This window comes from Enterobacter cloacae complex sp. FDA-CDC-AR_0132, from assembly GCF_003010695.1.
Classification (GTDB): domain Bacteria; phylum Pseudomonadota; class Gammaproteobacteria; order Enterobacterales; family Enterobacteriaceae; genus Enterobacter; species Enterobacter ludwigii.
Window position 1 is genome coordinate 1,892,425 of record NZ_CP027618.1, and the last position, 14,957, is coordinate 1,907,381.

Annotated in this window: 9 protein-coding genes, 1 tRNA gene, 3 rRNA genes, 2 pseudogenes and 1 riboswitch; of the genes and pseudogenes, 11 read left to right on the forward strand and 4 right to left on the reverse strand. The window is 53.6% G+C overall.

What is annotated here, in order from left to right:
- Positions 1–15: 15 nt before the first annotated feature.
- Positions 16–125: riboswitch (TPP riboswitch) on the reverse strand.
- Between the two features lie 97 nt (positions 126–222).
- Positions 223–720 carry an Rsd/AlgQ family anti-sigma factor gene (locus AM379_RS09195; protein ID WP_014168165.1) on the reverse strand — a complete coding sequence of 166 codons (498 nt, stop codon included), beginning with the start codon at positions 718–720 and terminating at the stop codon, positions 223–225.
- Positions 721–815: 95 nt separating this feature from the next.
- On the opposite strand from AM379_RS09195, the pseudogene nudC reads away from it, so the two are divergent.
- Positions 816–1,568 (forward strand): annotated as a pseudogene (gene nudC, locus AM379_RS09200) (NAD(+) diphosphatase); the annotation flags it as partial.
- On the opposite strand, the pseudogene AM379_RS24615 reads toward nudC, so the two are convergent.
- Positions 1,537–1,626 (reverse strand): annotated as a pseudogene (locus AM379_RS24615) (hypothetical protein); the annotation flags it as partial. The pseudogenes nudC and AM379_RS24615 overlap by 32 nt on opposite strands.
- Position 1,627: 1 nt before the next feature.
- Here AM379_RS24615 and hemE point away from each other — a divergent pair.
- The 5 genes from hemE (at position 1,628) to AM379_RS09225 (ending at position 5,168) form a co-directional block, all read left to right on the forward strand.
- A complete protein-coding gene (gene hemE / locus AM379_RS09205; protein WP_020882986.1) occupies positions 1,628–2,692 on the forward strand; it encodes a uroporphyrinogen decarboxylase in 1,065 nt (354 codons plus the stop codon).
- Positions 2,693–2,701: 9 nt separating this feature from the next.
- Entirely contained in the window at positions 2,702–3,370 is a 669-nt protein-coding gene (gene nfi, locus AM379_RS09210) for a deoxyribonuclease V (RefSeq protein WP_025206412.1), read from the forward strand.
- 44 nt (positions 3,371–3,414) lie between these two features.
- Positions 3,415–4,005: a YjaG family protein gene (locus AM379_RS09215; protein WP_014168169.1), complete on the forward strand. Its 591-nt coding sequence runs from the start codon at positions 3,415–3,417 to the stop codon at positions 4,003–4,005.
- A 186-nt stretch (positions 4,006–4,191) separates the two neighbouring features.
- Positions 4,192–4,464 (forward strand): nucleoid-associated protein HU-alpha, encoded by a 273-nt coding sequence (hupA, locus tag AM379_RS09220; protein ID WP_002445246.1) that lies wholly within the window; start codon positions 4,192–4,194, stop codon positions 4,462–4,464.
- A gap of 11 nt (positions 4,465–4,475) precedes the next feature.
- Positions 4,476–5,168 carry a DUF1481 domain-containing protein gene (locus AM379_RS09225; RefSeq protein WP_020882988.1) on the forward strand — a complete coding sequence of 231 codons (693 nt, stop codon included), beginning with the start codon at positions 4,476–4,478 and terminating at the stop codon, positions 5,166–5,168.
- Between the two features lie 43 nt (positions 5,169–5,211).
- On the opposite strand, the gene purD is transcribed toward AM379_RS09225, so the two are convergent.
- Complete coding sequence (gene purD / locus AM379_RS09230; RefSeq protein WP_032679369.1) at positions 5,212–6,504, reverse strand: phosphoribosylamine--glycine ligase; 1,293 nt, start codon at positions 6,502–6,504, stop codon at positions 5,212–5,214.
- Between the two features lie 15 nt (positions 6,505–6,519).
- A complete protein-coding gene (gene purH, locus AM379_RS09235; protein ID WP_032679371.1) occupies positions 6,520–8,109 on the reverse strand; it encodes a bifunctional phosphoribosylaminoimidazolecarboxamide formyltransferase/IMP cyclohydrolase in 1,590 nt (529 codons plus the stop codon).
- Between the two features lie 563 nt (positions 8,110–8,672).
- On the opposite strand from purH, the gene AM379_RS09240 reads away from it, so the two are divergent.
- The 5 genes from AM379_RS09240 (at position 8,673) to metA (ending at position 14,759) form a co-directional block, all read left to right on the forward strand.
- A 16S ribosomal RNA gene (locus tag AM379_RS09240) occupies positions 8,673–10,212 on the forward strand.
- A gap of 85 nt (positions 10,213–10,297) precedes the next feature.
- Positions 10,298–10,373 (forward strand) — tRNA-Glu (locus AM379_RS09245).
- A gap of 192 nt (positions 10,374–10,565) precedes the next feature.
- A 23S ribosomal RNA gene (locus AM379_RS09250) occupies positions 10,566–13,472 on the forward strand.
- A gap of 63 nt (positions 13,473–13,535) precedes the next feature.
- Positions 13,536–13,651, forward strand: a 5S ribosomal RNA gene (gene rrf / locus AM379_RS09255).
- The 16S, 23S and 5S rRNA genes sit together here with 1 tRNA gene alongside, the layout of an rRNA operon.
- Before the next feature lie 178 nt (positions 13,652–13,829).
- Positions 13,830–14,759, forward strand: a complete 930-nt coding sequence (gene metA / locus AM379_RS09260; RefSeq protein ID WP_014168174.1) for a homoserine O-acetyltransferase MetA — start codon at positions 13,830–13,832, stop codon at positions 14,757–14,759.
- Positions 14,760–14,957: the final 198 nt, after the last annotated feature.

Below are 14,957 nucleotides of genomic sequence, written 5' to 3' on the forward strand. Positions count from 1 at the left end.
CGGGGGCGATACTACAGCAGTTTTACTCTTGTTCCCTTCGCAGGTATTAGCCTGATCAGGTTCCGCGGATCCCGAATTAACGGTCTCAGCCCGTGCTTTCACACTGGGCACTCCGACAAGAAATTTACACGCCATCGTTCACGCTATCGCATGAATGATTTCGTGTAATACCCCTCCTGAGAGGGGCGAATGTTTGTAAACTACTCGTTAACGATTAAGAACTCAAGCAGGCCGCGCGATGTTATCTTCGTTGCTGGCCTTAGAATCGTTATCCAGCACGAGGGCGATCAGCTTATCTTCCAGCGAGAATCGCTCTTCCAGCGCTTCGCCGAGATCGGACAGCGCCTGTTGAAACTCAAGGTAGTTGTCGTGATCGATGGCGTTCTCGAGGGTGGAATCGTAGTAATTCATGATCTGCTGGGTATTGGCTTCCAGCAGCGGGTAGAGTTTGGATGCCGTTAAATACGGGCTAGTGCCTTCCATTTCGCGGATAATGCGTTCATAAATATTGAAATGGCCGTCGGACAGGTAGTCGACCAGGCTCTGACAAAAATCATCCAGCGCTTTTTCATTCAGCCGCATAAACGATTCTTTGCCAGGCTTAATACCGACCAGATTGTAATAAGCCACGAGTAGATGCTTGCGCACATGTAGCCAGCGATCCACCAGTTTGTTACTTCCTCTAACGCGCTCAGTCAGGCTTTCTAGCTGGTTTAACATGTTCGACTCCGCAAGGTTTAGAATTGATTCTGCTTATCCAAAATGTAACCACAATGCTAACAACATGTCAGTGAAGCGAAGGTAGTGCAATAGATATGGATCGTATTATTGAAAAATCAGATCTGGGTTGGTGGATTGTCAGTCACGAACAAAAATTATGGCTGCCCGGTGGGGAAATACCCCATGGCACTGCCGATCGTTTCGATCTCGTTGGTCAGCCTGCGCTGAAGATCGGCGAGTGGCAAGGGGAGCCGGTGTGGTTGATCCAGCAGCCTCGCCGCCAGGACATGGGATCCGTTCGTCAGGTGCTGGATCTTGATGTGGGCCTGTTCCAGCTGGCAGGCCGTGGCGTGCAGCTGGCCGAGTTTTACCGATCGCATAAATACTGCGGCTACTGCGGGCATACCATGCACCCGAGCAAAACCGAGTGGGCCATGCTCTGCAGCCACTGCCGTGAACGCTATTATCCGCAGATTGCGCCGTGCATTATCGTCGCTATCCGGCGTGACGATTCCATCCTGCTGGCACAACATACCCGCCATCGCAACGGCATTCATACTGTTCTTGCCGGGTTCGTTGAAGTGGGCGAAACGCTGGAGCAGGCGGTGGCGCGTGAAGTGATGGAAGAGAGCGGGATCCGGGTGAAGAACCTGCGTTACGTAACGTCTCAGCCGTGGCCGTTCCCACAGTCGCTGATGACGGCGTTTATGGCCGAATACGATAGCGGTGAGATTGTTATCGACCAGAAAGAGCTGCTGGACGCGAACTGGTACCGTTATGACGATTTGCCACTGTTACCCCCGCCGGGAACGGTAGCCCGTCGGCTGATAGAAGATACCGTGGCAATGTGTCGGGCCGAGTATGAGTAGTGTTACACTCACGGACTGACGCAATAAGGAACTGCAAAATGACCGAACTGAAGAACGATCGTTATCTGCGTGCGCTGCTGCGCCAGCCCGTTGATGTCACCCCGGTGTGGATGATGCGCCAGGCGGGGCGCTATCTGCCAGAGTACAAAGCCACGCGTGCGCAGGCGGGTGATTTTATGTCGCTGTGCAAAAATGCCGAGCTGGCCTGCGAAGTGACGCTCCAGCCGCTGCGCCGCTACCCGCTGGATGCCGCTATTCTCTTTTCGGACATTCTGACCATTCCGGATGCCATGGGCCTTGGGCTCTATTTCGAAACCGGTGAAGGTCCGCGTTTCACCTCCCCGATCAAAAGCAAAGCCGACGTTGATAAGCTGCCGGTACCGGATCCTGAGCAGGAGCTGGGGTATGTGATGAACGCCGTGCGCACAATTCGCCGTGAACTGAAAGGCGAAGTGCCGCTGATTGGCTTCTCAGGCAGCCCGTGGACGCTGGCGACCTATATGGTGGAAGGTGGCAGCAGCAAAGCCTTTACCGTCATTAAAAAGATGATGTACGCGGAGCCACAGGCGCTGCATACGCTGCTCGACAAGCTGGCGAAGAGCGTCACACTCTATCTTAACGCGCAGATTAAAGCAGGCGCGCAGTCGGTGATGATTTTCGATACCTGGGGCGGCGTGCTGACCGGGCGCGATTACCAGCAGTTCTCGCTGTATTACATGCATAAAATCGTCGATGGCCTGCTGCGTGAAAACGAAGGTCGCCGGGTGCCGGTGACGCTGTTCACCAAAGGCGGCGGGCAGTGGCTGGAAGCCATGGCCGCAACCGGCTGTGACGCGTTGGGTCTCGACTGGACAACCGATATTGCCGATGCGCGCCGTCGCGTGGGTGACAAAGTGGCGCTGCAGGGCAACATGGACCCGTCTATGCTCTATGCTCAGCCTGCCCGTATTGAGGAAGAGGTGGCCTCCATTCTTGCTGGTTTCGGCCAGGGCGAAGGACACGTGTTCAACCTCGGGCACGGTATTCATCAGGATGTACCGCCAGAACACGCTGGCGCGTTTGTGGAGGCGGTGCACCGACTTTCTGCACATTATCATCAGTAAGGAGTGGTTATGGATCTCGCGTCATTACGCGCTCAACAGATAGAACTGGCCTCATCCGTGATCCGCGAGGATCGTCTGGACACAGACCCGCCGCAGTACATTGGCGGAGCAGATGTGGGGTTTGAGCAGGGAGGTGAAGTGACGCGGGCGGCAATGGTGCTGCTGAAGTATCCCTCGCTGGAACTGGTGGAGTACAAGGTGGCGCGTATCGCCACCACCATGCCGTACATTCCTGGCTTTCTCTCATTCCGTGAATATCCCGCGCTGCTGGCAGCGTGGGAGCAACTCTCGCAAAAACCCGACCTGCTGTTTGTCGACGGCCATGGTATCTCTCATCCGCGCCGCTTAGGCGTCGCCAGCCACTTTGGGCTGCTGGTGGATGTCCCCACCATCGGTGTGGCTAAAAAACGCCTGTGCGGTGCGTTTGAGCCGCTCTCCGCCGAGCCAGGCGCGCTGGCACCTCTCATCGATAAGGGTGAGCAACTGGCGTGGGTCTGGCGCAGTAAAGCGCGTTGTAACCCCCTGTTTATCGCCACCGGGCATCGGGTGAGCACGGACAGTGCGCTGGCGTGGGTGCAGCGCTGCATGAAAGGGTATCGCTTACCGGAGCCCACCCGCTGGGCTGATGCGGTAGCGTCAGGGCGTCCGGCTTTTACGCGTTGGCAAGAAATTCAGTGATGATTCAGGTAAACTGCGGCTAATTTTCGATTCGAGACCTCATCATGCTACAAAACCCGATTCATCTGCGCCTTGAGAAGCTGGAAAGCTGGCAGCACGTGACTTTTATGGCTTGCCTGTGCGAGCGCATGTATCCCAACTATGCCGCGTTCTGCAAGCAGACAGGCTTTGGTGAAGGGCAGATTTATCGCCGCATCCTGGATTTAATCTGGGAGACGCTGACGGTCAAAGACGCTAAGGTGAACTTCGACTCTCAGCTTGAAAAGCTTGAAGAGGCGATCCCGGCTGCGGATGACTACGACCTGTATGGTGTCTATCCGGCCATTGATGCCTGCGTGGCATTAAGCGAACTGATTCATTCCCGTCTGAGCGGTGAAACGCTGGAGCATGCTATCGAAGTCAGCAAGGCATCCATTACGACCGTCGCGATGCTGGAAATGACCCAGGAAGGTCGGGAAATGACCGACGAAGAGCTGCGAGTGAACCCCGCGGTTGAGCAGGAATGGGATATCCAGTGGGAAATTTTCCGCCTGCTGGCAGAGTGTGAAGAACGCGATATTGAGCTGATAAAAGGGCTCCGTGCGGACTTACGTGAGGCTGGTGAGAGCAATATTGGTATAATTTTTAACCAATGAGACAACAAAACTTGATATAACGCTCGTTTTGTCGCTCCTCGACTCTTCCCTTTCGCCCCTTGTCTGGTCTACATTTGGGGGGCGAAAAAAAGTGGCTATCGGTGCGTGTATGCAGGAGAGTGCTTTTTTGGCATTTTCGTCGCACTCGATGCTTAGCAAGCGATAAACACATTGAAAGGATAACTTATGAACAAGACTCAACTGATTGATGTAATTGCGGACAAGGCTGATCTGTCTAAAGTGCAGGCTAAAGCTGCTCTGGAATCTACCCTGGCTGCTATTACTGAGTCTCTGAAAGAAGGTGATGCTGTACAACTGGTTGGTTTCGGTACCTTCAAAGTGAACCACCGCGCTGAGCGTACTGGCCGCAACCCGCAGACCGGTAAAGAAATCAAAATCGCCGCAGCTAACGTGCCGGCATTTGTTTCTGGTAAAGCACTGAAAGACGCTGTTAAGTAAGACGCGTGGCAGTGAACAGTTTTAACGAAGGGGCGGCAACGCCCCTTTTGTCTGTCTGGCGTGGTCTTTTCGCGCTGGCGGGCGTGATGTTTCTGTCCGCCTGTAGCCACGACACCTCTCTGCCACCGTTTACCGCCAGCGGCTACGCTGACAACCAGGGTGCGGTGAGGATCTGGCGCAAAGATTCTGGCGGCGAAGTGCATCTGCTTTCTGCTTTCAGTCCGTGGCATAACGGCAATACGTCGACTGCGGAGTATCGCTGGCAGGGCGATGACCTGTCGCTGATAGAACTGAATGTCTACAGCAAGACCCCCGAACATGTGAAAGTGCGTTTTGATGACCATGGCGAGCTGAGCTTTATGCAGCGGGAAGTCAGCGGTCAAAAACAGCAGCTTTCCAGCGATCAAGTCGCACTCTATCGTTATCGTGCCGAACAAATCCGCCAGACCAGCGATGCGCTGCGTCAGGGACGCGTTGTGCTGCGCCAGGGGCGCTGGCATGCCGATGGCACGGTAACAACCTGCGAAGGGCAAACCGTTAAGCCTGAGCTTGAAGCCTGGGCAACCGAACATATTGAGCGCCGTCAGCGGCATTCATCAATGGAAGTGAGTGTGGCGTGGCTGGAAGCGCCGGAAGGTTCTCAACTGCTGCTGGTCGCGAACGAAGACTTCTGCACCTGGCAGCCGACAGAAAAGAGTTTTTGAGTGACGTCCCCTCTCCCTGACGGGAGAGGGGCTGGCTGAAGAATTACTCGCCCTGCTCACGCGCAATTGCGCGATAACCGATATCCTGGCGGCTAAAGCTTCCATTCCAGTGAATATCTGCCATCAGCGCATAGGCACGCTTCTGTGCTTCTGCAACGGTGTGACCCAGCGCGGTCGCGCACAGTACACGGCCGCCATTGGTCAGCACGCGATCGTCGTCAGACAACTTTGTGCCGGCGTGGAATACCTTCGCGCCTTCCAATTCTTCCAGCGGTAAACCGTGGATCTCATCACCGGTATTGTAATTACCCGGATAACCGCCTGCAGCAATCACCACGCCCAGAGAAGCACGTTCATCCCACTCAGACGTTTTCTCATCCAGCTTACCTTCACAGGCGGCAAGACACAGTTCCACCAGGTCAGATTTCATGCGCAGCATGATTGGCTGTGTTTCCGGATCGCCGAAGCGGCAGTTGAACTCAATCACCTTCGGATTGCCCTGTTTGTCGATCATCAGGCCTGCATAGAGGAAACCGGTGTAAGTATTACCTTCAGCAGCCATGCCTTTGACGGTTGGCCAGATAATGCGGTCCATGGTGCGCTGATGCACTTCGTCAGTGACCACAGGGGCAGGGGAGTAAGCGCCCATACCGCCGGTGTTCGGCCCGGTATCTGCATTGCCAACGCGTTTATGATCCTGGCTGGTGGCCATTGGCAGAACATGCTCGCCGTCGACCATCACGATAAAGCTCGCCTCTTCACCGTCAAGGAACTCTTCAATCACGATGCGATGGCCCGCATCGCCAAAGGCGTTGCCTGCCAGCATATCCTGAACCGCGGCTTCGGCTTCCTCGAGCGTCATCGCCACGATAACGCCTTTACCGGCGGCCAGACCGTCGGCTTTGATAACGATAGGCGCACCTTTTTCACGTAAGTAAGCCAGGGCTGGCTCTACTTCGGTGAAATTCTGATATTCCGCCGTCGGGATGTTATGACGTGCGAGGAAATCTTTGGTGAAGGCTTTCGAACCTTCCAGCTGTGCAGCCCCTTCCGTTGGGCCGAAGATTTGCAGGCCAGCAGCCCGGAAGGCGTCAACGACGCCAATCACCAGCGGCGCTTCCGGACCCACGATGGTCAGATCGATTTTCTCCTGCTGAGCAAAGCTCAACAGGGCCGGGATATCGGTCACGCCGATAGCGACGTTCTGTAACGTGGGTTCCAGCGCAGTACCGGCATTACCCGGTGCCACAAAGACGGTTTTTACCTGCGGCGACTGGGCCGCTTTCCACGCCAGAGCGTGCTCGCGCCCGCCATTACCAATGACTAATACTTTCATTTTCTGCTCCGTGGATTAATGGCGGAAGTGACGCATGTCGGTGAAGATCATCGCAATACCGTGTTCGTCAGCAGCGGCAATGACTTCGTCGTCACGGATTGAGCCGCCAGGCTGGATAACACAGGTAATGCCCACTGCCGCAGCAGCGTCGATACCGTCACGGAACGGGAAGAAGGCGTCAGAAGCCATTGCCGAGCCTTTCACTTCCAGACCTTCATCGGCCGCTTTGATACCGGCAATTTTCGCGGAGTAAACGCGGCTCATCTGGCCTGCGCCTATTCCGATAGTCATGTTCTCTTTTGCATAGACAATCGCGTTGGATTTCACGAACTTCGCAACCTTCCAGCAGAACAGCGCGTCACGCAGTTCCTGCTCGGTAGGCTGGCGTTTCGTCACGACGCGCAGATCGCCCGCGGTGACCATGCCCAGATCGCGATCCTGAACCAGCAGACCGCCGTTCACGCGTTTGAAGTCCAGACCCGGTACGCGCTCAGCCCACTGGCCACACACCAGTACGCGCACGTTCTGTTTTGCCGCGGTGATTTTCAGGGCTTCGTCGGATGCAGAAGGAGCGATGATCACTTCGACAAACTGACGGGAGATGATGGCCTGTGCTGTGTCAGCGTCCAGCTCGCGGTTGAAGGCGATAATGCCGCCGAATGCGGAGGTTGGGTCGGTTTTATACGCGCGATCATAGGCGTCGAGAATGGAGGTGCTTACCGCTACGCCACATGGGTTCGCGTGCTTCACGATTACGCAGGCGGGTTCACTGAACGCTTTCACGCACTCGAGCGCTGCATCGGTGTCAGCGATGTTGTTATAGGAGAGTGCCTTGCCCTGAACCTGCTGTGCGGTCGCAACAGAGGCTTCTTTTACCTCTTCTTCTATATAGAAGGCAGCCTGCTGGTGGCTGTTCTCTCCGTAACGCATATCCTGCTTCTTAATGAAGTTCAGGTTCAGCGTACGCGGGAAGCGGCCGGAAGGTTCAGTGCTTTCGCCATGATAAGCAGGCACCAGGCTACCGAAGTAGTTGGCGATCATGCTGTCGTACGCGGCGGTGTGCTCGAATGCTTTGATGGCGAGGTCGAAACGCGTCTCCAGCGTCAGCGACCCTTCGTTGGCATCCATCTCATTAATAATGGTGTTGTAGTCGCTGCTCTTCACCACGATGGCAACATCTTTATGGTTCTTAGCCGCTGAGCGCACCATGGTTGGGCCGCCGATATCAATGTTTTCGACGGCGTCTTCCAGAGAGCAGCCTTCGCGGGCAACGGTCTGTGCAAACGGGTAGAGGTTAACGACGACCATGTCGATTGGCGCGATATCATGCTTTTCCATAATGCCGTCGTCCTGGCCGCGACGACCAAGAATACCGCCGTGGACCTTCGGGTGCAGGGTCTTGACGCGTCCATCCATCATTTCCGGAAAACCGGTGTAATCGGACACTTCGGTTACCGGCAGACCTTTCTCTGCTAACAGGCGAGCGGTACCACCTGTAGAAAGCAGCTCCACACCGCGTGCAGAAAGTGCCTGAGCGAATTCGACGATACCGGCTTTATCAGAAACACTGAGCAGAGCGCGGCGGACTGGACGACGTTGTTGCATGGTAAATCCCCTGGATTTCACGATTACAGAGAGCGTTAGATGAATTTTCCAGCGAAAAACTCATCTAACACACCTGACGAGGCATCCTTGTTAAGCGCGAGCATTTTAACGAAAACGTTTGCGCAACGCTCGCGAATTTTCACTTTTTCGTATCTCTGTGGATAAGTCTGTGTGTAAAAGGGTATAAGGCGGGGTTTTGCTGGGGAATGCAGCAGTCAGTCATTTTTCTGTCATTTAGCGGTTGCGGCCTGCAGAGAACTCCCTATAATGCGCCTCCATCGACACGGCAGATGTGAATCACTTCACAGTTAACCCGGTCGGTTGAAGAGAAAAAAATCCTGAACTTCAGGGTTGACTCTGAAAGAGGAAAGCGTAATATACGCCACCTCGCGACGGTGAGCTGTAAGCCGCGTCGCAACTGCTCTTTAACAATTTATCAGACAATCTGTGTGGGCACTCAAAGTGACATGGATTCTTAATGTCTTCGGACACTAAATGAATACCAAGTCTCTGAGTGAACATACGTAATTCATTACGAAGTTTAATTCACGAGCATCAAACTTAAATTGAAGAGTTTGATCATGGCTCAGATTGAACGCTGGCGGCAGGCCTAACACATGCAAGTCGAACGGTAGCACAGAGAGCTTGCTCTCGGGTGACGAGTGGCGGACGGGTGAGTAATGTCTGGGAAACTGCCTGATGGAGGGGGATAACTACTGGAAACGGTAGCTAATACCGCATAACGTCGCAAGACCAAAGAGGGGGACCTTCGGGCCTCTTGCCATCAGATGTGCCCAGATGGGATTAGCTAGTAGGTGGGGTAACGGCTCACCTAGGCGACGATCCCTAGCTGGTCTGAGAGGATGACCAGCCACACTGGAACTGAGACACGGTCCAGACTCCTACGGGAGGCAGCAGTGGGGAATATTGCACAATGGGCGCAAGCCTGATGCAGCCATGCCGCGTGTATGAAGAAGGCCTTCGGGTTGTAAAGTACTTTCAGCGGGGAGGAAGGTGTTGTGGTTAATAACCGCAGCAATTGACGTTACCCGCAGAAGAAGCACCGGCTAACTCCGTGCCAGCAGCCGCGGTAATACGGAGGGTGCAAGCGTTAATCGGAATTACTGGGCGTAAAGCGCACGCAGGCGGTCTGTCAAGTCGGATGTGAAATCCCCGGGCTCAACCTGGGAACTGCATTCGAAACTGGCAGGCTAGAGTCTTGTAGAGGGGGGTAGAATTCCAGGTGTAGCGGTGAAATGCGTAGAGATCTGGAGGAATACCGGTGGCGAAGGCGGCCCCCTGGACAAAGACTGACGCTCAGGTGCGAAAGCGTGGGGAGCAAACAGGATTAGATACCCTGGTAGTCCACGCCGTAAACGATGTCGACTTGGAGGTTGTGCCCTTGAGGCGTGGCTTCCGGAGCTAACGCGTTAAGTCGACCGCCTGGGGAGTACGGCCGCAAGGTTAAAACTCAAATGAATTGACGGGGGCCCGCACAAGCGGTGGAGCATGTGGTTTAATTCGATGCAACGCGAAGAACCTTACCTACTCTTGACATCCAGAGAACTTAGCAGAGATGCTTTGGTGCCTTCGGGAACTCTGAGACAGGTGCTGCATGGCTGTCGTCAGCTCGTGTTGTGAAATGTTGGGTTAAGTCCCGCAACGAGCGCAACCCTTATCCTTTGTTGCCAGCGGTCCGGCCGGGAACTCAAAGGAGACTGCCAGTGATAAACTGGAGGAAGGTGGGGATGACGTCAAGTCATCATGGCCCTTACGAGTAGGGCTACACACGTGCTACAATGGCGCATACAAAGAGAAGCGAACTCGCGAGAGCAAGCGGACCTCATAAAGTGCGTCGTAGTCCGGATTGGAGTCTGCAACTCGACTCCATGAAGTCGGAATCGCTAGTAATCGTAGATCAGAATGCTACGGTGAATACGTTCCCGGGCCTTGTACACACCGCCCGTCACACCATGGGAGTGGGTTGCAAAAGAAGTAGGTAGCTTAACCTTCGGGAGGGCGCTTACCACTTTGTGATTCATGACTGGGGTGAAGTCGTAACAAGGTAACCGTAGGGGAACCTGCGGTTGGATCACCTCCTTACCTTAAAGAACCTGCCTTTGTAGTGTCCACACAGATTGTCTGATGAAAAGTAAATAGCAAGGCGTCTTGCGATTGAGACTTCAGTGTCCCCTTCGTCTAGAGGCCCAGGACACCGCCCTTTCACGGCGGTAACAGGGGTTCGAATCCCCTAGGGGACGCCACTTGCTGGTTCGTGAGTGAAAGTCACCTGCCGACATATCTCAAAACTCATCTTCGGGTGACGTTTGAGATATTTGCTCTTTAAAAATCTGGATCAAGCTGAAAATTGAAACGACACACATGTTATGTGTGTTCGAGTCTCTCAAATTTTCGCAAGCCGGTGATGAATCGAAAGAAACATCTTCGGGTTGTGAGGTTAAGCGACTAAGCGTACACGGTGGATGCCCTGGCAGTCAGAGGCGATGAAGGACGTGCTAATCTGCGAAAAGCGCCGGCGAGGTGATATGAACCTTTGACCCGGCGATGTCCGAATGGGGAAACCCAGTGTGTTCCGACACACTATCGTTAACTGAATACATAGGTTAACGAGGCGAACCGGGGGAACTGAAACATCTAAGTACCCCGAGGAAAAGAAATCAACCGAGATTCCCCCAGTAGCGGCGAGCGAACGGGGAGCAGCCCAGAGTCTGAATCAGCTTGTGTGTTAGTGGAAGCGTCTGGAAAGTCGCACGGTACAGGGTGAAAGTCCCGTACACGAAAGCACACAGGCTGTGAACTCGAAGAGTAGGGCGGGACACGTGGTATCCTGTCTGAATATGGGGGGACCATCCTCCAAGGCTAAATACTCCTGACTGACCGATAGTGAACCAGTACCGTGAGGGAAAGGCGAAAAGAACCCCGGCGAGGGGAGTGAAAAAGAACCTGAAACCGTGTACGTACAAGCAGTGGGAGCCTCTTTTATGGGGTGACTGCGTACCTTTTGTATAATGGGTCAGCGACTTATATTCTGTAGCAAGGTTAACCGTATAGGGGAGCCGAAGGGAAACCGAGTCTTAACTGGGCGTTAAGTTGCAGGGTATAGACCCGAAACCCGGTGATCTAGCCATGGGCAGGTTGAAGGTTGGGTAACACTAACTGGAGGACCGAACCGACTAATGTTGAAAAATTAGCGGATGACTTGTGGCTGGGGGTGAAAGGCCAATCAAACCGGGAGATAGCTGGTTCTCCCCGAAAGCTATTTAGGTAGCGCCTCGTGAACTCATCTTCGGGGGTAGAGCACTGTTTCGGCTAGGGGGCCATCCCGGCTTACCAACCCGATGCAAACTACGAATACCGAAGAATGTTATCACGGGAGACACACGGCGGGTGCTAACGTCCGTCGTGAAGAGGGAAACAACCCAGACCGCCAGCTAAGGTCCCAAAGTCATGGTTAAGTGGGAAACGATGTGGGAAGGCACAGACAGCCAGGATGTTGGCTTAGAAGCAGCCATCATTTAAAGAAAGCGTAATAGCTCACTGGTCGAGTCGGCCTGCGCGGAAGATGTAACGGGGCTAAACCATGCACCGAAGCTGCGGCAGCGACGCTTATGCGTTGTTGGGTAGGGGAGCGTTCTGTAAGCCGTTGAAGGTGTCCTGTGAGGGGTGCTGGAGGTATCAGAAGTGCGAATGCTGACATAAGTAACGATAAAGCGGGTGAAAAGCCCGCTCGCCGGAAGACCAAGGGTTCCTGTCCAACGTTAATCGGGGCAGGGTGAGTCGACCCCTAAGGCGAGGCCGAAAGGCGTAGTCGATGGGAAACAGGTTAATATTCCTGTACTTGGTGTTACTGCGAAGGGGGGACGGAGAAGGCTATGTTAGCCGGGCGACGGTTGTCCCGGTTTAAGCATGTAGGCGGAGGTTCCAGGTAAATCCGGTTCCTTGTTAACGCTGAGGTGTGATGACGAGGCACTACGGTGCTGAAGTAACAAATGCCCTGCTTCCAGGAAAAGCCTCTAAGCATCAGGTAACATCAAATCGTACCCCAAACCGACACAGGTGGTCAGGTAGAGAATACCAAGGCGCTTGAGAGAACTCGGGTGAAGGAACTAGGCAAAATGGTGCCGTAACTTCGGGAGAAGGCACGCTGATATGTAGGTGAAGTCCCTGCGGATGGAGCTGAAATCAGTCGAAGATACCAGCTGGCTGCAACTGTTTATTAAAAACACAGCACTGTGCAAACACGAAAGTGGACGTATACGGTGTGACGCCTGCCCGGTGCCGGAAGGTTAATTGATGGGGTTAGCGGTAACGCGAAGCTCTTGATCGAAGCCCCGGTAAACGGCGGCCGTAACTATAACGGTCCTAAGGTAGCGAAATTCCTTGTCGGGTAAGTTCCGACCTGCACGAATGGCGTAATGATGGCCAGGCTGTCTCCACCCGAGACTCAGTGAAATTGAACTCGCTGTGAAGATGCAGTGTACCCGCGGCAAGACGGAAAGACCCCGTGAACCTTTACTATAGCTTGACACTGAACACTGGTCCTTGATGTGTAGGATAGGTGGGAGGCTTTGAAGCGTGGACGCCAGTCTGCGTGGAGCCAACCTTGAAATACCACCCTTTAATGGCTGGTGTTCTAACGTAGACCCGTAATCCGGGTTGCGGACAGTGTCTGGTGGGTAGTTTGACTGGGGCGGTCTCCTCCCAAAGAGTAACGGAGGAGCACGAAGGTTAGCTAATCCTGGTCGGACATCAGGAGGTTAGTGCAATGGCATAAGCTAGCTTGACTGCGAGAGTGACGGCTCGAGCAGGTGCGAAAGCAGGTCATAGTGATCCGGTGGTTCTGAATGGAAGGGCCATCGCTCAACGGATAAAAGGTACTCCGGGGATAACAGGCTGATACCGCCCAAGAGTTCATATCGACGGCGGTGTTTGGCACCTCGATGTCGGCTCATCACATCCTGGGGCTGAAGTAGGTCCCAAGGGTATGGCTGTTCGCCATTTAAAGTGGTACGCGAGCTGGGTTTAGAACGTCGTGAGACAGTTCGGTCCCTATCTGCCGTGGGCGCTGGAGAATTGAGGGGGGCTGCTCCTAGTACGAGAGGACCGGAGTGGACGCATCACTGGTGTTCGGGTTGTCATGCCAATGGCACTGCCCGGTAGCTAAATGCGGAAGAGATAAGTGCTGAAAGCATCTAAGCACGAAACTTGCCCCGAGATGAGTTCTCCCTGAGACTTTAAGTCTCCTGAAGGAACGTTGAAGACTACGACGTTGATAGGTCGGGTGTGTAAGCGCAGCGATGCGTTGAGCTAACCGATACTAATGAACCGTGAGGCTTAACCTTACAACGCCGAAGATGTTTTGGCGATGAGAGACGATTTTCAGCTGATACAGATTACAGAATTTGCCTGGCGGCTTTAGCGCGGTGGTCCCACCTGACCCCATGCCGAACTCAGAAGTGAAACGCCGTAGCGCCGATGGTAGTGTGGGGTCTCCCCATGCGAGAGTAGGGAACTGCCAGGCATCAATTAAAAAAACCCCGTACCGTATGGTGCGGGGTTTTTTGCTTTTTGGGCTTCTTACTTCCTCCTTGAAACTTTCTCACCTTCCGCTTGCAGACTCGACATTCAGCCTGTTTCTGGGTATCGTTAGCTGTCTGGATGTCTAAACGTTTATACGTATGCTGTGAGGATATGAGGTTATGCCGATTCGGGTGCAGGACGAGCTACCAGCCGTCAATTTCTTACGTGATGAAAACGTCTTTGTGATGACGACTTCACGCGCTACAGGTCAGGAAATTCGCCCACTGAAGGTGCTTATTCTCAATCTGATGCCGAAAAAGATCGAAACAGAGAACCAGTTCCTGCGTTTGCTTTCGAACTCGCCGCTGCAGGTTGATATCCAGCTGCTGCGAATCGATGCCCGTGAGTCGCGAAATACGCCTTCAGAGCATCTGAATAATTTTTACTGTAACTTCGACGACATTCGCGACGAAAACTTCGACGGGCTGATTGTGACCGGTGCACCGCTGGGCCTGGTCGAATTTAATGATGTTGCCTACTGGCCGCAGATCAAACAGGTACTGGAGTGGGCTAAAGATCACGTCACGTCCACGCTGTTTGTTTGTTGGGCGGTGCAAGCCGCCCTGAATATCCTCTATGGGATCCCCAAACAAACCCGCACTGAGAAGCTTTCAGGTGTTTACGAGCACCACCTTGTCCAACCTCACGCCCTGTTGACGCGCGGGTTCGATGACTCCTTCCTGGCCCCACACTCGCGCTACGCCGATTTCCCGGCACAGCTGATTCGTGATTACACCGATCTCGATATCCTGGCCGAAACCGAAGACGGGGATGCTTACCTGTTTGCCAGTAAAGACAAGCGCATTGCCTTTGTTACCGGCCATCCTGAGTACGATCCGAACACCCTCGCGTCGGAGTATTTCCGTGACGTTGAAGCCGGTCTGAATCCGGACGTTCCGTACAACTATTTCCCCAAAAACGATCCACAGAACAAACCGAGAGCCACCTGGCGTAGCCACGGGAATTTGCTGTTTACTAACTGGCTCAATTATTACGTCTACCAGATCACGCCATACGATCTGCGCCACATGAATCCAACGCTGGAGTAATCTTCTGCACTAAACGATCCTAAAGCGTTTCAGCTATTCACATCAGGCACCTTCGGGTGCCTTTTTCATTTCCGAAATACCGCTCAACAAACAATAAAAATTTAATTTCATATTAATCAATGTGTTAAATGCATTTAATAATTAAAATGGAAATTGTTTTTGATTTTGGAAAAAATATAGATAGTCTTAATTCTGCTG